An 18,945-nucleotide genomic window follows, 5' to 3' on the forward strand; every position below is an offset into this window, starting at 1 on the left:
GAGTGCGATGAGCCAGGCGGCACAGAATCTGAACTGGTTGATCACCAACTTCGTGGACAACACCCCTGGGGTGTCCCACACGGTGGTGGTCTCCGCCGACGGCCTGCTGCTCGCGATGTCCGAGGGTTTCCCTCGTGACCGCGCCGATCAGCTCGCCGCCGTCGCCTCCGGCCTGACCTCGCTCACCGCCGGAGCCTCCCGCATCTTCGAAGGCGGCGCCGTCAACCAGACGGTCGTCGAGATGGAACGCGGATTCCTCTTCATCATGTCCGTCTCCGAGGGTTCGTCGATCGCCGTACTCGCTCACCCCGAGTGCGACATCGGCCTCGTCGGATACGAGATGGCCCTGCTGGTCGACCGGACCGGGACCGTCCTCACCCCCGACCTCCGCTCCGAACTCCAGGGCAGCCTGATGCACTGACTGCTCTGATCACGCTTTCACCGCACGATGCGTACTTCCTGCACCGAGACCGTTTTGCCCGGACACGGAGGACCCTCATGACCCCGCCACCCGCCTCGCCGGGCCCGTACGGCGCGTCCCACCACGCGCCGTACGGGGATGAAGGCGACCAGCCGCTGGTGCGGCCGTACGCCATGACCGGTGGCCGTACCCGGCCGCGCTACCAGCTCGCCATCGAGGCACTGGTCAGCACCACGGCCGATGCGGGCCAGTACCAGGGGCTGCTCCCCGAACACCAGCGGATCTGCCACCTCTGCCGGGAGATCAAGTCGGTCGCGGAGATCTCCGCGCTGCTGGGATTCCCGCTCGGCGTGGCCCGCATTCTCGTGGCCGACCTCGCAGAGGCCGGCATGGTCGCTATTCACCAGCCGGGCAGTGGCGAGGCCGGCGGACAGCCTGATGTGACACTGCTCGAAAGGGTGCTCAGTGGACTTCGCAAGCTCTAGACCGCAACCGCAGGCGGCTTACGGCCCGCCTGTGGCCCGGTCCACCACCTCGGCCAAGATCGTGGTGGCGGGCGGCTTCGGCGTGGGCAAGACCACGTTCGTCGGCGCGGTCTCGGAGATCAACCCGCTGCGCACGGAGGCCGTCATGACCTCCGCGTCGGCCGGGATCGACGACCTCAGCCACGTCCAGGACAAGACGACCACCACGGTGGCGATGGACTTCGGCCGCATCACCCTCGATGACGACCTGATCCTGTACCTGTTCGGTACGCCGGGCCAGGACCGCTTCTGGTTCATGTGGGACGACCTGGTGCGGGGCGCGATCGGCGCCGTCGTGCTGGTCGACACCCGCAGGCTGGCGGACTGTTTCCCGGCCGTGGACTACTTCGAGAACAGCGGCCTGCCGTTCGTCGTCGCCCTCAACGGTTTCGAGGGCCACCAGCCCTACCGGCCGGAGGAAGTACGCGAGGCGCTGCAGATCGGGCCCGAGGCTCCGATCATCACCACGGACGCCCGCCACCGCGGCGAGGCGAAGAGCGCGTTGATCACGCTCGTGGAGCACGCATTGCTGGCTCGACTCAAGTAAGCCTTCATGGTTGCCAGTTGTCCCCAGGACCGGCTGTGTCATTTGACACGGCCGGTTCTTGCGTTCATAACGTTTCGACAGAGAATCGACGGGTGACGAACACCCCCCGCGCTCGACTGGTTCCGTTGCGGTGATGCAGACCGTGCGGTTTGGCACCGCAAAGAGCTTATGCCCTATTTATGTGAGCGTGTTCGAGTGTTCGTTGCACTTTGTACGACGTTTGGCTAGTACCCCCATGACGTGCTGAAATTCGCAGAACCCGAGAGTAGTAACGGCACTTTGCTGTGTTGTCGCCGAGAGGTTGTTGGTCAAGTGAGGGACACGAGGCGAGCAGAGCCGGGCTCCGCGGATGGCCCCCGGGGCAATTTCACGCCGCCCCAGCGGTACGAGGGCGTGCCCGACGCGACCGCTGTCGCCACACCGGAGCCTGCCGGATCCGGCAGCCGTTTCGCGGTGCGCAACTGGCGGGTGGCCACCAGGCTGAACGCCATCCTCCTCATCCCGGTTCTCGTCGCCCTCGTCATGGGCGGCTTCACCGTGCAGAACTCCGTGCACACGTGGCAGCAGGCGGACGCCGCCAAGCGCACCGCCATCCTGGTGCGCGCGGCAGCCGGCTACAGCCACGCCTTGATCAACGAACGTGACATCACGGTCGTTCCACTGGTGCAGGGCAGGCGTGACGACCCGGTCGTGACGGGGGCCTACGCGGCCACCGACGCCGCCGCCCAGGTCTTCAACGAAGCCGTCGACCAGATGCCCGCCTCCGCCTCGCTGGAGCGCCGCGTGGAGGGCTTCCGCAAGGCGGAGCCCAGCCTGCAGGCCATCCGCAAGGCCGCCTACACCCGGCAGCTGCCCGACAAGCAGACCGAAGAGGCGTACGTCAGCGTGCAGCACCCGCTGATGGAGCTCTCCAACGAGCTGAGCCTCGGCACCGGGAACATCACCAGCTACGGCCGTACCCTCTACGCCATCTCGCTGGCCAAGGCCGCCGAGTCGCTGAGCCGCTCCATCGGCATGCACATCCTGGTCGAGGGCCAGGTGCCGGCCAAGGAGCGCAAGCTCCAGCAGACCGCCCTCACCTCGTACCTCTATCTGCAGGGCATCGCGCTCCAGGAGTACAGCGGTGGCGGTACCCCCGCCGACGCCCAGCACCTGAAGGACGCGCAGGCCGCGGCACAGAAGAAGGGCGCCGAGCAGCTCACGGCCGCCGCCTCCCAGGCCGAGCAGGCCGGGCAGACCTTCGTGCCGCCGCCGTCGATCGAGAAGATGGTCGCCGAGATCGCCGGGGACAAGTCGGCGAAGGAGCTGCGGGCCGAGGGCATCACGCCGGAGAGCTGGTTCGCCAGCAACACGCTGGCCTTCGACTCCTACCGGACCGTCGAGCAGAACCTCGCCGAAACGGCCGTGGGCGACGCCGAGACCATCTCCTCCAGCGCCAAGACCGACGCGATCATCAACGCGGCCATCGTGGTCCTCGCCCTGATCGTCGCCTTCATCATCGCGGGCATGATGGCCCGCAACATGAGCCGCAGCATGCGCAAGCTGCGCAACGCCGCCTTCGACGTCGCGGAACAGCGGCTGCCGGGGCTGGTCGACCAGCTGTCGCGCACCGACCCGGGCCGGGTGGACACCACCGTCCAGCCCATCCCGATCACCAGCCACGACGAGATCGGTGAGGTCGCCCGCGCCTTCGACCAGGTGCACCGCGAGGCCGTCCGGCTCGCCGCCGAGCAGGCTCTGCTGCGGGGCAACGTCAACGCGATCTTCACCAACCTCTCGCGCCGGAACCAGGGCCTCATCCAGCGGCAGCTCACGCTGATCACCGAGCTGGAGAACAACGAGGCGGACCCGGACCAGCTCGAGAACCTGTTCAAGATGGACCACCTCGCCACCCGTATGCGGCGCAACGGTGAGAACCTGCTGGTCCTCGCCGGCGAGGAGCCGGGCCGCCGCTGGAACCAGCCGGTCCCGCTCGTCGACGTGCTGCGCGCGGCGGCCTCCGAGGTGGAGGCGTACGAGCGCATCGAGCTGGTCGGGATACCGGAGACGGACATCCACGGCACCGCCGTGACCGACCTCGTGCACCTGCTGGCCGAGCTGCTGGAGAACGCCACCACGTTCTCCTCGCCGCAGACCAAGGTGCGGGTCACCGCGACCCGGCTGCCGGACGGCCGCGTCATGGTCGAGATCCACGACAAGGGCATCGGCCTGACCGCCGAGGACTTCGCCGACATCAACCACAAGCTGGCCGACCCGCCGACCGTGGACGTCGCGATCTCCCAGCGCATGGGCCTGTTCGTGGTCGGCCGGCTCGCCGACCGGCACGGTGTCCGCGTCCAGCTGCGCCCCTCGGGCGAGCAGGCCGGCACCACGTCGCTCGTCATGCTGCCGGAGCCGATCACCCACGGTGGTGGCGGCGAGGAGCAGCTGCCCGAGGACGACGACACGGACTTCACCGTGTCGCGCATCGTCCCCGAGCACTCGACCGCCGAGTTCGGCTACCAGCCGACCGCCGCCGAGCTGGGCTTCGACGACTCCCAGTACGAGCGGTCGGACGAGTCCGCGTTCACGGCCTCCGGCGCCCCCGGGCAGCTCGACCCCGTCGGCCGCTCGCTGCAGCGCGAGGAGCGCCGTGCCCAACTGGAGGCCTCGGCCTCGGAACGGCCGGAAGACGTCGCGATGTTCGGCGACGACATCCCGCGGCAGCGGGGACAGCAGAACCAGCAGGGGTACGAGCCGCAGTACGACGGCGGCTACGCCCCGGGCCAGGACTTCCAGGGCCAGGGCTACCCGGCGCAGGACTTCCAGGGGCAGGACTTCGGCGGGCAGGACTTCGCCGGTCAGCCGGAGTACAACGGGCAGGCCGACCAGTACGGTGCGCAGCCCGCGTACCAGCAGCCGTCGTCCTACGAACCGGAGTGGCAGCAGGACTTCCCCGTCCAGCCCGCACCTTCCGGACCTCCCGCCCCACCCGTGCTGGACGACTGGGCGCAGCCCGTCGCCCAGCCGGATCAGCAGGCGCCGGATTCCGTTCCCGGGACCCCCTTCGGGGCGCCGGAGAGCGTAGGCTCCCCCTCGCTGACGGATGCCGGCCTGCCACGCCGCGACCGGCAGTGGCCGCAACCGGACCAGGTGGCGGCGGAGCCGGCGGTCCAGCCGGTCCCCCAGCCCGATCCGGAGCCGGAGCAGGCGCCGGAAGAGGCCGAGACCGACTGGCGTTCCCAGAACGACCAGCACTGGCAGCGGGCCGAACAGGTCCGCGAACCCAAGGCGGGTGGGGTAACCCCCTCCGGCCTGCCCCGTCGAGTACCCAAGGCCAACCTGGTCGCGGGTACCGCACAGCAGACTCCGCAGGGCGGCCCACAGGTCTCCCGCGCGCCGGAGGACGTCCGCGGCCGGTTGAGCAATCTGCGCCGTGGCGTCCAGCAGGGACGCACTGCGGGAACTGACACGAACGGCCAGGCCCCCGACAATCACTACGGTGGCCCTCAGAACCAGGAGCGTTAGTTGAGTCCGATGAGCCAGGCGGCACAGAATCTGAACTGGTTGATCACCAACTTCGTGGACAACACCCCTGGGGTGTCCCACACGGTGGTGGTCTCCGCCGACGGCCTGCTGCTCGCGATGTCCGAGGGTTTCCCTCGTGACCGCGCCGACCAGCTCGCCGCCGTCGCCTCCGGCCTGACCTCGCTCACCGCCGGAGCCTCCCGCATCTTCGAAGGCGGCAGCGTCAACCAGACGGTCGTGGAGATGGAACGCGGATTCCTCTTCATCATGTCCGTCTCCGACGGTAGTTCGCTGGCCGTACTCGCTCACCCCGAGTGCGACATCGGCCTCGTCGGGTACGAGATGGCCCTGCTGGTCGACCGGACCGGGACCGTCCTCACCCCCGACCTCCGCTCCGAACTTCAAGGCAGTTTGCTCAATTAGCAGTCTTCTCAACTAGGTGCCTGCTCAACTAACGGACAGGCGTGCGGGCGCGTCCCCGTACCCATAGGGTGCGGGAACGCAGCCCCCACAACCTTCATCAGGAGGAGGAACCGTGACAACGCCACCAGGCGGAGATCCGTACGGCAGCCAGCAGCAGCAGCCGCCTCTGAACCGTTACAACTTCCCCTCGGCTCCTACTCCTGACCCCGAGCCCCGCTACCGCCAGCCCCGGATCCAGCCGTACGATCCGCCGCAGGCGCCGGCGCGGCCCGGTCGGCAGCGCGCCCAGACCCCTTCCGGGCTGGTGCGGCCGTACGCCATGACCGGGGGCCGGACCCGGCCGCGCTACCAGCTCGCCATCGAGGCACTGGTCAGCACCACGGCCGACCCGGTGCAGCTGCGGGGCCAGTTGCCGGAGCACCAGCGGATCTGCATTCTCTGCCGGGAGATCAAGTCGGTGGCGGAGATCTCCGCGCTGCTGTCGATCCCTCTCGGCGTCGCCCGTATTCTCGTCGCCGACCTGGCCGAGGCCGGGCTGGTCGCCGTCCACCAGCCCGGTGGCGACGAGTCCGCGGGTGGTCAGCCAGAAGTGACATTGCTTGAAAGGGTGCTCAGTGGACTTCGCAAGCTCTAACGGGGCGACCCGCTCCACGACCTCCGCGAAGATCGTGGTGGCGGGCGGGTTCGGCGTGGGCAAGACCACGTTCGTCGGTGCCGTCTCGGAGATCAACCCGCTGCGCACCGAAGCTGTGATGACCTCCGCGTCGGCCGGCATCGACGACCTGACGCACGCGCCCGACAAGACCACGACCACCGTGGCGATGGACTTCGGCCGCATCACGCTGGACGAGGACCTGATCCTGTACCTGTTCGGCACCCCGGGCCAGGACCGCTTCTGGTTCATGTGGGACGACCTGGTGCGCGGCGCGATCGGCGCCGTCGTCCTGGTGGACACCCGGCGGCTCGCGGACTGTTTCCCGGCCGTGGACTACTTCGAGAACAGCGGCCTGCCGTTCGTGATCGCGCTCAACGGCTTCGACGGCCACCAGCCGTACGGCCCCGAGGAGGTGCGCGAGGCCCTGCAGATCGGGCCCGAGGCACCGATCATCACCACGGACGCCCGCAACCGCGGTGAGGCGAAGTCCGCGCTGATCACCCTGGTGGAGCACGCGCTGATGGCGCGCCTGCGCTGAGCATCCCCCTGGACGCGAGAACGCCGGGCCGCCCCTACGGGGGCGGCCCGGCGTTTCTGTCGTTCCGGCGGGATCAGCCCTGCCAGCTGTGCGAGCTGCGGAAGCCCGGGGTGCGCTCCAGGCGGCGCCAGCCGGCCGTGGAGCGGGGCTGCTCGTAGCTGGTGGCGGCGTGGCCGTTGGCGGCGGCGCGGGCCAGCAGGACCGCGGTGAGCGCCGCGAGCTCCTCGGCGCTGGCGTGGCCCTTCTCGACGCGGACCAGGGTGTCGGGGGTCACGGTGTCGGGGGCCAGGGTCTCGGCGGGAGTACTCAAGGTGGTCTCCATTACTGCGGCGGGTTGCCGTGCTTGCGCGACGGCAGGTCTGCGTGCTTGGTCCGGAGCATCGCCAGCGAGCGGATGAGCACCTCGCGGGTGTCGGCCGGGTCGATGACGTCGTCCACCAAACCGCGTTCCGCGGCGTAGTAGGGGTGCATCAGTTCGGCCTTGTACTCCTTGACCATGCGGGCACGCATGGCCTCGGGGTCGTCGGCCTCGGCGATCTGCTTGCGGAAGATGACATTGGCGGCACCTTCGGCGCCCATCACCGCGATCTCGTTGGTGGGCCAGGCGTACGTGAGGTCGGCCCCGATGGACTGGGAGTCCATGACGATGTAGGCGCCGCCGTAGGCCTTGCGCAGGATCAGCGAGATCCTCGGCACGGTGGCGTTGCAGTACGCGTAGAGCAGCTTCGCTCCGTGCCGGATGATCCCACCATGCTCCTGGTCGACGCCCGGCAGGAAGCCGGGTACGTCCAGGAGAGTGATGAGCGGGATGTTGAAGGCGTCGCACATCTGGACGAAACGCGCGGCCTTTTCGGACGCCGCGATGTCCAGGACGCCCGCCATGCTGTTGGGCTGGTTGGCGATGATGCCGACCACCTGGCCGTCCAGCCGGGAGAGCGCGACGATGATGTTGGTGGCCCACCGCTCGTGGATCTCCAGGTACTCGCCCTCGTCGACGATCTCCTCGATGACCTTGCGCATGTCGTACGCGCGGTTGCCGTCGGCCGGCACGAGGTCCAGCAGGACGTCGCCGCGGCGGTCGGCCGGGTCGGAGGTCTCGGTGGCGGGCGGGTTCTCCCGGTTGTTCTGCGGGAGCAGCGAGAGCAGGTAGCGGACCTCTTCGAGGCAGTGCTGCTCGTCGTCGTAGGCGAAGTGCGAGACGCCGGAGATCTCGGAGTGGACGTCGGCGCCGCCGAGCCCGTTCTGGGTGATCTTCTCGCCGGTCACGGCCTGGACGACGTCCGGTCCCGTGATGAACATCTGCGAGGTCTCGCGGACCATGAAGACGAAGTCGGTGAGCGCCGGGCTGTAGGCCGCGCCGCCCGCGCACGGGCCGAGCATGACCGAGATCTGCGGGATGACACCCGAGGCCCGGGTGTTGCGCTGGAAGATGCCGCCGTAGCCGGCGAGCGCCGAGACGCCCTCCTGGATACGGGCGCCGGCGCCGTCGTTCAGCGACACCAGCGGGGCGCCCGAGGAGATGGCCATGTCCATGATCTTGTGGATCTTGGTGGCGTGCGCCTCGCCGAGCGCGCCGCCGAAGATCCGGAAGTCATGGGCGTAGACGAACACGGTCCGGCCGTGGACGGTGCCCCAGCCGGTGATGACACCGTCGGTGTACGGCTTCTTCGCCTCCAGGCCGAAGCCCGTGGCGCGGTGCCGGCGCAGCGGCTCGACCTCGTTGAAGGAGCCCTCGTCCAGCAGCAGCGCGATCCGCTCGCGTGCGGTCAGCTTGCCCTTGGCGCGCTGCGCCTCGGTCGCCCGCTCGCTGGGGCCGCGCAGGACCTGCTCGCGGATCGCGCGAAGCTCGGCCACGCGCCCGCGAGCGTCGTTCACCTCGACGGGCACCTCTTCCAGAAAGCTCATGTATCGACAGTACGAGCGGGACCCCCGCGAACGGGGGGTCCACTTCGTACAGTGTCCGCTCCGACTTCATGGCGGGTATCGACAGAACCAAAGAAGGAGCGGGCCCCGCGCATGGCACGCGGGACCCGGTTTTTTGTACCTTTCGCCCTACCGTCCGGCGACCGCCGCGGCCAGCGCGAGGATCCGGCGGGCGTCCTCGACGTGCAGGTTCTCGATCATCCGGCCGTCGACCGTGACCACGCCGCGCCCCTCTGACGTGGCCTGATCGAAGGCTTCGATGATCCGGCGGGAGTGTGCGACCGCATCGTCTGAGGGTGCGAAGAGCCGGTTGCAGGGCTCCAGCTGCTTCGGGTGGATCAGGGTCTTGCCGTCGAATCCGAACTGGCGCCCCTGGAGGCACTCGGCCTCGAAGCCCGCCAGGTCCTGTACGTCGTTGTAGACACCGTCCAAGATGGTCTTGCCGGTGGCGCGGGCGGCGAGCAGCGCCAGCGACAGACCGGTCAGCAGCGGCGCCCGGCCGGGGACGTGCTCGGCGTGCAGCTCCTTGGCCAGATCGTTGGTGCCCATCACCAGCACGGTCAGCCGCTCGCTCGCGGCGGCGATGGCGCGGGCGTCGAACATCGCCCGCGGCGTCTCGATCATGGCCCAGATCGCGGTGCGGTCGGGGGCACCGGCCGCCTCCAGTGCGCGCTCGACGGCCCGTACGGTCTCCGGGGAGTCGACCTTGGGGACGACGACGGCGTCCGGGCCGGCCTCGGCGGCGGCGCGCAGGTCGTCGGCGTGCCAGGCGGTGTCCGGGGCGTTGACCCGGATCGTCACCTCGCGGTAGCCGTACTCCCCGGACGCGGCGGCGGCCGCGACGCGCTTGCGTGCGTCGGCCTTGGCGTCCGGCGCGACGGAGTCCTCGAGGTCGAGGATGAGCGCGTCGGTGGGGAGGGTCTTGGCCTTCTCCAGCGCGCGTTCGTTGGCCCCGGGCATGTAGAGCACGGAGCGGCGGGGGCGGAGGGTGCTGTCCGTCATGGTCGTCACTCCTTCTCTGCCGCGGCGTACGCCTCGGCGAGCTCGGGGTCGCGGGCGGCGAGGGTGTCGGCCAGTTCGGAGACCACCAGGCACTGCTTGTACGTCGCGTCGTCCTGCATCTTGCCGTCGATCATGACGGCGCCGGTGCCGTCGCCCATCGCGTCGATCACCTTGCGGGCCCAGGCGACATCGGCCGGGGCGGGCGAGAAGACCTTCTTGGCGATGGCGATCTGCACCGGGTGCAGGCTCCAGGCGCCGACGCAGCCGAGCAGGAAGGCGTTCCGGAACTGGTCCTCGCAGGCGAGGGTGTCGCGGATGTCGCCGAAGGGCCCGTAGTACGGCAGGATCCCGTGCGCCGCGCACGCGTCGACCATGCGGGCGATCGTGTAGTGCCACAGGTCCTGCTGGAACGTGGCGCGCGGGGCGTCGGCGTCGGACGGGTTCGGGTCCTCCCTGACCAGGTAGCCGGGGTGGCCACCGCCGACCCGGGTGGTCTTCATCCGGCGGCTGGCGGCGAGGTCGGCCGGGCCCAGCGAGATGCCCTGCATGCGGGGGCTGGCGCCGGCGATCTCCTCGACGTTCGCGACACCGGTCGCGGTCTCCAGGATGGCGTGCACCAGGATCGGCCGCGTGATGCCGGCCTTCGCCTCCAGCTGCGCCAGCAGCCGGTCGACGTAGTGGATGTCCTCGGCGCCCTCGACCTTGGGCACCATGATGACGTCGAGCTTGTCGCCGATCTCGGTGACCAGGGTGAGCAGGTCGTCCAGCGCCCACGGCGAGTCCAGGCTGTTGATCCGCGTCCACAGCTGGGTGTCGCCGAACTCCGTCGCCTTGGCGATCTTCACGAGCCCGTTCCGGGCGGCCTCCTTGCGGTCGGCCTGGACGGCGTCCTCCAGGTTGCCCAGCAGCACGTCCACCTGGGGCGCGATGGAGGGGACCTTGGCAGCCATCTTCTCGTTGCCCGGATCGAAGAAGTGGATCATCCGCGAGGGCCGGAACGGCACCTCCCGTACCGGGGCCGGAGCCCCTACGGCCAGCGGGCGGAAGAAGTCCTTCGCGGAACGCATGCGGTCTCCCGGATGTCGGTCGAGGGTGGGGAGGAGCGTACGGCGATCACCCTACGGCCACCACTGCCGCACGTTACCGGCCAGTAGGTGTGCCGTTGGTCACCGCGTGTCAGCGGCCCGACCGTAAGCCCTGGCCAGCGCTCTCCGGCCCGCGCTCCCTACTCCGTACTCGTACCCATGCCCGTGCCGGGAATCCAGCGCATCGTCATGTCCGGCAGGTTCTCCATGTTGCGGCTGCCGTCGTTGGTGTCCAGGACGGTGAAGCCGTGCCGCTCGTAGAACGCGCGGGCGCCGGTGTTGGCCTGGAAGACGTGCAGCGACAGGCCGTCGGGGCTGTTGCGCCGCACCTCGCCGAGGAGCGCCGAGCCGACGCCCCGGCGGCGGGCCTCCGGCCGCAGGTACAGCTGCTCCAGCATGTCGCCCTCCAGCGCGGCGTAGCCGAGCACCTCACCGTAGGAGTCGACCGCCACCCAGGCCTGGCCCTCGGTGAGCACGATGTTCTCCACCCACCACGCGACCTCCTCCAGGCTCCGCTTCTGCGGCGGGAGGTACGGCATGGTGCTCGCGCGTGACGCCATGTGGATCTCGGCGATGACCACCGCGTCCGCGATGTCCGCGGGCCGGATCTCCAGCCTGCCGTTGTACCGGCCGGTGGGCGTGTGGTCCTGCGTCCTGTCATCCGTCACGCGGGCACCTTACGAGCAAGCTGCCCGCGTGAACGAATCATTTAGGCCGCGTGTCACGCCAGAGTCACCGTGGCGCGGTGGGTCGCCCCGGTGGTGCCCGGCGCGATGGTGAGCCGCAGCGAGGCCCCGGTGCCGGTGACGGTGACCGTGGCGTCCTTCGCGGTGACGGCGGACACCGGCCGGTTCCAGGTGATGTCCAGCGAGGCGCCGGACCGCGGTGGCTCCGAGACGCAGACCGTCGCCGTGCTGCCGCTGACGCGGATCATGACGCAGGCCGGGATCGAGGCGGTGACGCCGCCGACGGTGCCCGCCGACCAGAAGTTGATCCCGGTGAACCCCAGCGACGGCACCGCGACGCCCTGCTGCGCGGCGGTGTTGGCGAGGGTCACCAGCCAGCCGGTGGCGGCGGCGCGGGCCGCGGTGGCCGCGGCGGTCGCGCCCGGCATGACGAGGTAGGCGTAGGAGGCGTTGGTCGGGTTCACCCCGTGGTCGAGCCAGAGGGTGAGGTAGCGGCGGGTCAGCGCGTCGGTCGTGCCGCCGGTGTTGATGGCGGCCCAGGTGCCGGTGCGCGCCTCGCGCACCGCCTTCACCGTCGCTCCCCCGCCGCCCGGGAAGACATAGCCGCCGAAGCCGGTGATCCGGGCCCAGGTGGTGCCGGCCAGCGTCGCGGACCAGCCGAGCGCCGTGGACTGCGTGGTGCCGTTGACGGCGAGCCCGTGGGTGCCGGTCGCGCCGAGGTTGCGGTTCTCGACGACGGTCTCGACGGCCGTGCCGTCGGTGCTGGTGATGCCCGCGCCGAGACAGACGACCGTGTCGTCCAGACAGAACCAGGACTTGCGGGCGGTCATCGTGCTCGACAGGCCCTTGAGGTGCTGGCCGACCGCCGCGAACACCCCGTCCGTGGCGCCGCCGACCCAGGTCGTATCCGGCCGCGCCGCGCCCCACGCGCCGCCCGCCCCGTCCGCGAGTGCCTTCTTCGACACCGTGGTGCCGGGCAGCCGGTACGGGTCGACGGTGGGCCAGAAGGCGTCGCTGTACTGGCCGTTGCCGTAGGTGGAGCCCCACCAGGAGAGCATGCCCGAGCCGGTGTGCCAGCCCCGCAGGTTCTCGCCGTTGCCGTTCTCGTAGTACGTGATGCGCTTCGAGGCCATGCCGATCGACGCGGCCCAGTCGGCGCGGCGGTGCACGGCCCGGTCCATGCCGGGGAAGAGCCGGTGCGCGACCGGTTCCGGCACCGCGGTCACCGCGCTGTCGGCGATGGCCTCCAGCCGGGCGAGGTCGGCTATGCCGAGCTTGGCGTCCGCCAGCACCGGGCTGTAGTAGTCGCGCTGGATCCAGCCCTTGACCAGCCCCTGCCAGCGGGTCCGCTCGGCGGCGCTCGCACCCTCGGCGAGCAGCGCGATGTGGGCGAGCAGCGGGTGGCCGCGCCGGTGGTCGTCGCCCTGGATGCGGGTGGGATCGGTGGTGGCGATGCCCCGGCTGATGGCGCGCCCGGAGACGGCGTCCATGACCAGGCCGTTGTAGAGGAAGGGCGCGTACGCCTTCTCGACCGAGTCCAGGATGATCTGCCGGTTCGGGTCGGTGACCGCCCAGGTGGAGCCGGCGAGCAGGGCGAACAGCCGTGCCAGGCCGTCGATCTGCACCTCGCCGTAGGAGCCGGTGTACGCGACGTAGGTGTGCTGGACGAACGAGCCGTCGGCGTACAGCCCGTCGCCGGTCGTCACGTACGGGAAGACCGGCGACAGCGCGTCGCGGGCCAGCACCAGCTTCGCCGCCGACTTGCCCAGCACGCCCCGGGTGGCGATGACCCGGCACAGGTCGACGCGGTTCGCGCCGGTGCTGGTGCCGGTGTACGAAGCGACGGCGGAGTCCGGCACGAAGTGGTCGACGGCCCGCAGGTAGGAGGCGGTCCGGTCGGCGCTCAGCTCGTCGTAGGCGACGGTCACCGTGTCGAGCAGCAGCCGGGGGCTGCCGATCTGCCAGTCCCACCAGTTGGGGAGGAACGGCGTGGTGTTCTCGTTGTAGACCTCCCCGTAGAGGTGGTCCAGGCCCTCGACGACGGCCGCGATCATCTCGGCATCGGCGGTGGAGCCGGTAGCGGGCTGGGCCCAGGCCTGCGCCATCTCGTTGAGCCGGGCGTAGCTGCCGGTGATGGAGGCGGTGCTGCTCAGCGGCTGGTCGGGCCAGAGCGATCCGGTGGCCGGGGCCATGGACGCCAGCGAGGTGCGCGCGGCGGTGCCGAGGGTGGCGAGCTTCGTCGCGTACGGCTCGGCGGCGGCGTCGAAGTCGGCGCCCAGGGTGAGGGCGCGCCAGCGCAGCCGCAGGGTGTCGAAGGCGTCCGGCACGGCGTCGGCGGGTGTGACCGCGGGGGCGGTGGTTGCGGGCGGGGCGATGCTTGCGGGCGAGGAGGCGGCGCTCGCGGGCGAGGCGGCGGAAAGGCCTGCGGCAACGGCCGCGGCGCCACTTCCGGCGAGGAATGTCCGGCGGGACCAGGGGGAGGGCATGGCGGTTGGAACCTCCATGGGCGAAGACGGCGGTGTGCTTCACTTCTCTCTAGTAAGCGGTTTCTACCACGAGGGTTCCACACCCCACAACGGATTGAACACTGTTTGATTCTTTGGATTGTGGCGACAGGAACGCCCACTTACGATCACGCTGACGCCAACCGCAGCAGCACGTCACAGCACCGGAGAACCCTCATGCTTGAGATGTCACCCGAGGGCTTCTCCCTCGACGGCCGCCCCCTGCGCCTGCTGTCCGGCGCGCTGCACTACTTCCGAACGCTGCCCGAACAGTGGCCGCACCGGCTGCGCATGCTGCGCGCGATGGGCCTGAACACCGTGGAGACGTACGTCCCGTGGAACCTCCACGAGCCGCGCCCCGGCGCCTACGACTTCGACGGCATCGCCGACCTGGACGGCTTCCTGCGCGCCTCCGCCGAGGCGGGCCTGCACGCGATCGTGCGCCCCAGCCCGTACATCTGCGCGGAGTGGGAGAACGGCGGACTGCCCTGGTGGCTGCTGGCCGACCGCAACCTGCGGCTGCGGGTGGCCGACCCGCGGTACCTGGACCGGGTGGACCGCTGGTACGACCGGCTGATCCCGATGATCGCGGCCCATCAGACCACCCGGGGCGGAAATGTGCTGATGGTCCAGATGGAAAATGAATACGGGTCATTCGGTACGGATAGCGCTTACCTAGAACACCTCGCCGACGGCCTGAGGTCACGCGGGATCGACGTCCCGCTGTTCACCTCCGACGGCCCGGAGGACTTCTTCCTCACCGGCGGGGCGGCCCCCGGCCATCTCGCCACCGTCAACTTCGGCAGCCGTGCCACCGAGGCCTTCGGCGAGCTGCGCCGCTTCCGGCCGCGGGACCCGGCGATGTGCATGGAGTTCTGGAACGGCTGGTTCGACCACTGGGGTGAGAAGCACACCGTCCGCTCCCCCGAGGACGCCGCCGGCGCGCTGCGCGAGATCCTGGAGAACGACGCCTCGGTCAACCTCTACATGGCGCACGGCGGCACCAACTTCGGCACCTGGGCGGGCGCCAACACCGCCGACCCGCGCACCGGCGAGGGCTACCAGCCGACGATCACGTCCTACGACTACGACGCCCCGATCGACGAGCGCGGCGCCCCCACCCCCAAGTTCTGGGCGTTCCGCGAGGTGCTCGCCGCCTACGCCGAGCAGCCGGCGCCGGACCCCGAGCCGATGCCGCCGCTGCTGGCGCCCGCCCGGATCGAGCTCACCGAGTCCGTGCCGCTGTTCGACGTCATCGGGCGGCTCTCGACCGGCACCGTCCACTCCCCGGTGCCGCCGTCCTTCGAGGAACTGGGCCTGGCCCACGGCCTGGTGCTGTACCGGAGCAGCATCCCCGGCCCCCGCAAGGCGTATCCGCTGACCCTGGAGGGCCTGGCCGACCGGGCGCACATCTTCGTGGACGGCGTGCCGGCCGCCGTACTGGAACGCGACGGCGACGAGCGGCCCGAGATCGCGGTGACCGGCCCGGCCGCCCGCCTGGAACTGCTCGTCGAGTCCATGGGCCGGGTCAACTACGGTGCCGCGATCGGCGACCGCAAGGGTGTGTCGGGCGTGCTGCACACCCAGCAGTACCTGCACGGCTGGACCGCCGAGCCGGTGCCGCTCGGCGACGGCACGCCGGACGGCCTGCCCTGGCGCGCCGCCGCCGCCTCGAGCAGCCCGGCCCCCGCCGCGTTCCACCGCGGCTTCCTGGACGTCGACGAGCCCGCGGACGGCTACCTCGCGCTGCCCGGCTGGACCAAGGGCTACGTCTGGATCAACGGCTTCTGCCTGGGCCGCTACTGGGACCGCGGCCCGCAGCGGACCCTCTACGTGCCGTGGCCGCTGCTGCGTCCCGGCCGCAACGAGATCGCGGTCCTGGAACTCGACGGGCACGCCGGGCCGTTCGTCGAGATCCGCACCGAACCCGACCTCGGCTGACGGCCTGCTCCATCGGCCGGTTCCATCGGTCGGTTTCCCGGTCCACCCATCTGGTCTAGTCCATTTTTCCACCTCGCCACCGGTTCCGGGCGGGGCATCCAGTACCGTCCGACCTGACGGACGGAACGACGAAGGGACAGCACCTCCATGTCGATCACCGCGGAAGAGATCGCCACCCAGCCCGAGTGCTGGGAGCGCGCCGCCGGACTCGTCCCCGGGGTCGCGGGCTCGCTGCCCGCCACCGGGGAGAAGGTCGCGGTCGTGGGCTGCGGCACTTCCTGGTTCATGGCCCAGTCGTACGCGGTGCTGCGCGAGCGCGCCGGACTGGGTGTGACCGACGCCTTCGCCGCCTCCGAGTTCCCGTACGGCCGCGACTACGACCGGATCGTGGCCATCACCCGCTCCGGCACCACCACCGAGGTGCTGGAACTGCTCCGCACGGTGCGCGGGACGGTCAGGACCACGGCGGTCATCGGCGATCCGGACACCCCGATCGTGGACCTCGTGGACGACCTCGTCGTGCTGGACTTCGCCGACGAGAAGTCCGTCGTCCAGACCCGCTTCGCGACCAGCGTGCTGGCGCTGCTCCGCACCCACCTCGGCGAGGACATCGCGCCCGCCGTCGCCGACGCCCGCCGCGCCATCGCCGAGGTGCTGTCGCCCGACCTGCTGGGCGCCGAGCAGTTCAGCTTCCTGGGCACCGGCTGGTCCTACGGCATCGCGCTGGAGGCCGGCCTCAAGATGCGGGAGGCGGCGGGCGCCTGGACCGAGTCGTACCCCGCGATGGAGTACCGGCACGGCCCCATCTCGATCACCGGCCCGAACCGGATCGCCTGGGTCTTCGGCGACCTCCCGGAGGGCCTGGACGGTGACGTGGCGCGCACCGGCGGCACGCTGGAGGCCTCGGGCACCGACCCGCTCGCCGATCTGATCCGAGTGCAGCGGCTGGCGGTCGCCATCGCCGAGGCGAACGGCCTCAACCCCGACACCCCGCGCAACCTGACGCGTTCCGTCGTCCTGACCTGACGCGTTCCGGCTACTTGAAGCCGCCTGCTTGCATCCGACTGCTTGAAGGGGATCCCATGCCACTGGTCACCACGGGTGAGATCACCGGCCCCGCGATGGCCGCCGGCCAGGGGGTCGGCGCGTTCAACGTCATCCAGCTGGAGCACGCCACCGCCATCACCGCGGGCGCGGAGCGCGCGGGTCTGCCGGTGGTCCTGCAGATCAGCGAGAACGCGGTGCTCTACCACGGCGCCCTGGAGCCCGTCGCGGCCGCGACCCTCGCCATCGCCCGCGCCGCCTCCGTACCGGTCGCCGTCCACCTCGACCACGCGACCGACCGCATGCTCGTGGAGCAGGCCGTCGCGCTGGGCCTCACCTCGGTGATGTTCGACGCCTCGACGCTGCCCTACGAGGAGAACGTGGCCGTCACCGCCTCGGTGGCCGAGCACTGCCACCGCGCGGGCGTCTGGCTGGAGGCCGAACTGGGCGAGGTCGGCGGCAAGGACGGCGTGCACGCGCCGGGGGTGCGCACCGATCCGGCCGAAGCGGCGGCGTACGTCGCGGCGACCGGCGTGGACGGCCTGGCCGTCGCCGTCGGCACGTCGCACGCGATGAGCACCCGTACCGCCACGCTGGACTTCGAGCTGATCGGCCGGCTGCGCGCCGGCGTCCAGGTGCCGCTCGTCCTGCACGGCTCGTCGGGCGTCTCGGACGAGGACCTGGCGCGGGCCGTCACACACGGCATGGTGAAGGTCAACATCGCCACCCACCTCAACGCCTGCTTCACGGCGGCGGTACGCGAGACCCTCACGGCACAGCCGCAGCTGACCGACCCCCGCAAGTACCTCGGCCCGGGGCGCTCCGCCGTCGCGGACGAGGTGGCACGGCTGCTGCGGGTGCTGGCCGGTCCGGCCGCGGGTTAGGCCGCGTCTTCACGGTCCCGTCCGGCCGCGCACCAGGCCGTGCGAATTCCGCAGTCCACCGATGAGTTCCGCGGGCCCGGCGGGTCTACCCCGTTGTACGCCACAAGACCTCGGACTGGAGACACACCATGACCACTCCCGCACACGCCGGCCGCATGCTGTTCCTGAACATCCCCGTGGCGGATGTCGAGCGCAGCAAGGCGTTCTTCTCAGGGCTCGGGTTCAGCTTCAGCCCGATGTTCACCGACGAGTCGGCGGCCTGCATGCTGGTCGGCGAGCAGGCCTCCGTCATGCTGCTCGGCCACGAGAGATTCGCGCAGTTCGCGAAGCTGCCGATGGCCGATCCCACCACGCACACCCTGGCGCTCTACTGCTTCAGCGTGGCGACCCGCGATGAGGTGGACTCGGTCGCCGAGGCCGCGTTCGCCGCGGGCGGCACCGAGGTGGACGGCCCGGAGGACCACGGCTTCATGTACTCACGCAGCTTCTACGACCTTGACGGCCACGGCTGGCAGATCATGTGGATGGACCCGTCGAGCCTCTCGGACGCCGCGACTTCCTAGCCCGGCTCGTCGCGGTCGACTCCGGCATCGTGCGTGCCCACCGGCACGCGGCCGGGGCCCGTCGGAAGAAGGGCCCCGGCCGGCGGAGCCGGGCGGCGTGACCGGCTCGTTCCGAACGGTCAGCAGCCGCCGCAGTTGTAGTAGAGGACGTCCCAGTGGCTGCCCTCGTCCGCGTAGATGTTCCCCGACCCGGACTGGTACTGCGGAGCGCCGTCACCCCGCAGCCCGATGTACGTGAACCGGTGGATGTAGTTGGTGATGCAGGTGCTCTTGCCGAAGTCGAGCTTGTAGCCGTTCCAGTGGCTGTACGTGCCGCTCGCGTGCCCGGTCTCCGTGCCGCCGGTGATGTTCAGGGCGCAGCCGCTCGCGTGCTTGAGCGTGACGGCACCCTGCGCGGTGGCCAGGTTGAGCTGGTCGAAGGACGTACAGGTGGAGACGTTGCGGTTGGAGCAGCCGCCGGACGAGGACCAGGTGATCCCCGCCGAACTGAACATGGACGTGGCCTGTGCGTGCGTCAGTTTGCTGACCGCGTAGGCGTCGTGGGAGGCGGCGATGCCGACTCCCGGGGCGAACAGGACACCGAGCACGAGAACGAGCGCGCTCAGGACCCTGCGGAACGTCATCACTCTGCCGAGAGCCATACGGGAACCTCCTGCGGGATACGTGCAACCGGTGGGGCGGTTGTGCGGGTGCCGCTG

The 18,945-nt window shown here is 70.3% G+C and carries 18 protein-coding genes; 11 read left to right on the plus strand and 7 right to left on the minus strand.

What is annotated here, in order from left to right; translation table 11 throughout:
* Positions 1-7 precede the first annotated feature (7 nt).
* The 7 genes from LNW73_RS08700 to LNW73_RS08730 all read left to right on the plus strand — a co-directional run bounded on the left by LNW73_RS08700 (position 8) and on the right by LNW73_RS08730 (position 6,615).
* Complete coding sequence (locus LNW73_RS08700) at positions 8-421, plus strand: roadblock/LC7 domain-containing protein (protein WP_285370762.1); 414 nt, start codon at positions 8-10, stop codon at positions 419-421.
* A 77-nt stretch (positions 422-498) separates the two neighbouring features.
* Positions 499-906: a DUF742 domain-containing protein gene (locus LNW73_RS08705; protein WP_138358185.1), complete on the plus strand. Its 408-nt coding sequence runs from the start codon at positions 499-501 to the stop codon at positions 904-906.
* Entirely contained in the window at positions 887-1,492 is a 606-nt protein-coding gene (locus LNW73_RS08710; RefSeq protein WP_374117340.1) for a GTP-binding protein, read from the plus strand. The genes LNW73_RS08705 and LNW73_RS08710 overlap by 20 nt, the downstream gene beginning before the upstream one ends.
* 312 nt (positions 1,493-1,804) lie before the next feature.
* The gene (locus LNW73_RS08715) at positions 1,805-4,999 is read left to right on the plus strand and encodes a sensor histidine kinase (protein WP_374118056.1); all 3,195 of its coding nucleotides are present in this window, start codon (positions 1,805-1,807) and stop codon (positions 4,997-4,999) included.
* A gap of 9 nt (positions 5,000-5,008) precedes the next feature.
* Positions 5,009-5,422: a roadblock/LC7 domain-containing protein gene (locus LNW73_RS08720; RefSeq protein ID WP_138358230.1), complete on the plus strand. Its 414-nt coding sequence runs from the start codon at positions 5,009-5,011 to the stop codon at positions 5,420-5,422.
* A 112-nt stretch (positions 5,423-5,534) separates the two neighbouring features.
* Complete coding sequence (locus tag LNW73_RS08725) at positions 5,535-6,056, plus strand: DUF742 domain-containing protein (protein WP_250977917.1); 522 nt, start codon at positions 5,535-5,537, stop codon at positions 6,054-6,056.
* The gene (locus tag LNW73_RS08730; RefSeq protein ID WP_138358192.1) at positions 6,037-6,615 is read left to right on the plus strand and encodes a GTP-binding protein; all 579 of its coding nucleotides are present in this window, start codon (positions 6,037-6,039) and stop codon (positions 6,613-6,615) included. Before LNW73_RS08725 ends, LNW73_RS08730 begins: the two co-directional genes overlap by 20 nt.
* A gap of 73 nt (positions 6,616-6,688) precedes the next feature.
* Here LNW73_RS08730 and LNW73_RS08735 read toward each other — a convergent pair whose 3' ends face one another.
* The 6 genes from LNW73_RS08735 to LNW73_RS08760 form a co-directional block, all read right to left on the minus strand.
* Entirely contained in the window at positions 6,689-6,925 is a 237-nt protein-coding gene (locus LNW73_RS08735) for an acyl-CoA carboxylase epsilon subunit (protein ID WP_250977916.1), read from the minus strand.
* An 11-nt stretch (positions 6,926-6,936) separates the two neighbouring features.
* Positions 6,937-8,520, minus strand: a complete 1,584-nt coding sequence (locus LNW73_RS08740; protein ID WP_250977915.1) for an acyl-CoA carboxylase subunit beta — start codon at positions 8,518-8,520, stop codon at positions 6,937-6,939.
* Positions 8,521-8,667: 147 nt separating this feature from the next.
* A complete protein-coding gene (locus LNW73_RS08745) occupies positions 8,668-9,540 on the minus strand; it encodes an HpcH/HpaI aldolase/citrate lyase family protein (RefSeq protein WP_250989538.1) in 873 nt (290 codons plus the stop codon).
* Between the two features lie 5 nt (positions 9,541-9,545).
* Positions 9,546-10,607 (minus strand): HpcH/HpaI aldolase/citrate lyase family protein, encoded by a 1,062-nt coding sequence (locus tag LNW73_RS08750; RefSeq protein WP_250989539.1) that lies wholly within the window; start codon positions 10,605-10,607, stop codon positions 9,546-9,548.
* 158 nt (positions 10,608-10,765) lie between these two features.
* The gene (locus tag LNW73_RS08755; protein WP_250989540.1) at positions 10,766-11,293 is read right to left on the minus strand and encodes a GNAT family N-acetyltransferase; all 528 of its coding nucleotides are present in this window, start codon (positions 11,291-11,293) and stop codon (positions 10,766-10,768) included.
* Between the two features lie 53 nt (positions 11,294-11,346).
* Positions 11,347-13,797 (minus strand): polysaccharide lyase 8 family protein, encoded by a 2,451-nt coding sequence (locus tag LNW73_RS08760; RefSeq protein ID WP_250989541.1) that lies wholly within the window; start codon positions 13,795-13,797, stop codon positions 11,347-11,349.
* Positions 13,798-13,992: 195 nt separating this feature from the next.
* Between LNW73_RS08760 and LNW73_RS08765 the strand changes: the two genes are divergently transcribed.
* The 4 genes from LNW73_RS08765 (at position 13,993) to LNW73_RS08780 (ending at position 18,247) form a co-directional block, all read left to right on the plus strand.
* The gene (locus LNW73_RS08765; RefSeq protein WP_250989542.1) at positions 13,993-15,756 is read left to right on the plus strand and encodes a glycoside hydrolase family 35 protein; all 1,764 of its coding nucleotides are present in this window, start codon (positions 13,993-13,995) and stop codon (positions 15,754-15,756) included.
* 147 nt (positions 15,757-15,903) lie between these two features.
* Complete coding sequence (locus LNW73_RS08770; RefSeq protein ID WP_250989543.1) at positions 15,904-16,782, plus strand: SIS domain-containing protein; 879 nt, start codon at positions 15,904-15,906, stop codon at positions 16,780-16,782.
* A gap of 56 nt (positions 16,783-16,838) precedes the next feature.
* On the plus strand, positions 16,839-17,684 hold the full coding sequence (locus LNW73_RS08775) for a class II fructose-bisphosphate aldolase (protein ID WP_250989544.1): 846 nt from the start codon (positions 16,839-16,841) through the stop codon (positions 17,682-17,684).
* A gap of 128 nt (positions 17,685-17,812) precedes the next feature.
* Positions 17,813-18,247 carry a VOC family protein gene (locus tag LNW73_RS08780; RefSeq protein WP_250989545.1) on the plus strand — a complete coding sequence of 145 codons (435 nt, stop codon included), beginning with the start codon at positions 17,813-17,815 and terminating at the stop codon, positions 18,245-18,247.
* Positions 18,248-18,366: 119 nt separating this feature from the next.
* Here the strand turns inward: LNW73_RS08780 and LNW73_RS08785 are convergent, their stop codons facing one another.
* Entirely contained in the window at positions 18,367-18,870 is a 504-nt protein-coding gene (locus LNW73_RS08785; RefSeq protein WP_250992853.1) for a hypothetical protein, read from the minus strand.
* Positions 18,871-18,945: the final 75 nt, after the last annotated feature.

Source organism: Streptomyces sp. RKAG337 (assembly GCF_023701715.1).
Lineage (GTDB): Bacteria > Actinomycetota > Actinomycetes > Streptomycetales > Streptomycetaceae > Actinacidiphila.

Bases quoted from the DNA above. Each gene is read 5' to 3' on its own strand.
- LNW73_RS08760 (WP_250989541.1), bottom strand. From the start codon at position 13,797: ATGCCCTCCCCCTGGTCCCGCCGGACATTCCTCGCCGGAAGTGGCGCC.
- LNW73_RS08785 (WP_250992853.1), bottom strand. From the start codon at position 18,870: ATGACGTTCCGCAGGGTCCTGAGCGCGCTCGTTCTCGTGCTCGGTGTC.
- LNW73_RS08705 (WP_138358185.1), top strand. From the start codon at position 499: ATGACCCCGCCACCCGCCTCGCCGGGCCCGTACGGCGCGTCCCACCAC.
- LNW73_RS08700 (WP_285370762.1), top strand. From the start codon at position 8: ATGAGCCAGGCGGCACAGAATCTGAACTGGTTGATCACCAACTTCGTG.
- LNW73_RS08775 (WP_250989544.1), top strand. From the start codon at position 16,839: ATGCCACTGGTCACCACGGGTGAGATCACCGGCCCCGCGATGGCCGCC.
- LNW73_RS08750 (WP_250989539.1), bottom strand. From the start codon at position 10,607: ATGCGTTCCGCGAAGGACTTCTTCCGCCCGCTGGCCGTAGGGGCTCCG.
- LNW73_RS08720 (WP_138358230.1), top strand. From the start codon at position 5,009: ATGAGCCAGGCGGCACAGAATCTGAACTGGTTGATCACCAACTTCGTG.
- LNW73_RS08770 (WP_250989543.1), top strand. From the start codon at position 15,904: ATGTCGATCACCGCGGAAGAGATCGCCACCCAGCCCGAGTGCTGGGAG.
- LNW73_RS08780 (WP_250989545.1), top strand. From the start codon at position 17,813: ATGACCACTCCCGCACACGCCGGCCGCATGCTGTTCCTGAACATCCCC.
- LNW73_RS08745 (WP_250989538.1), bottom strand. From the start codon at position 9,540: ATGACGGACAGCACCCTCCGCCCCCGCCGCTCCGTGCTCTACATGCCC.
- LNW73_RS08765 (WP_250989542.1), top strand. From the start codon at position 13,993: ATGCTTGAGATGTCACCCGAGGGCTTCTCCCTCGACGGCCGCCCCCTG.
- LNW73_RS08740 (WP_250977915.1), bottom strand. From the start codon at position 8,520: ATGAGCTTTCTGGAAGAGGTGCCCGTCGAGGTGAACGACGCTCGCGGG.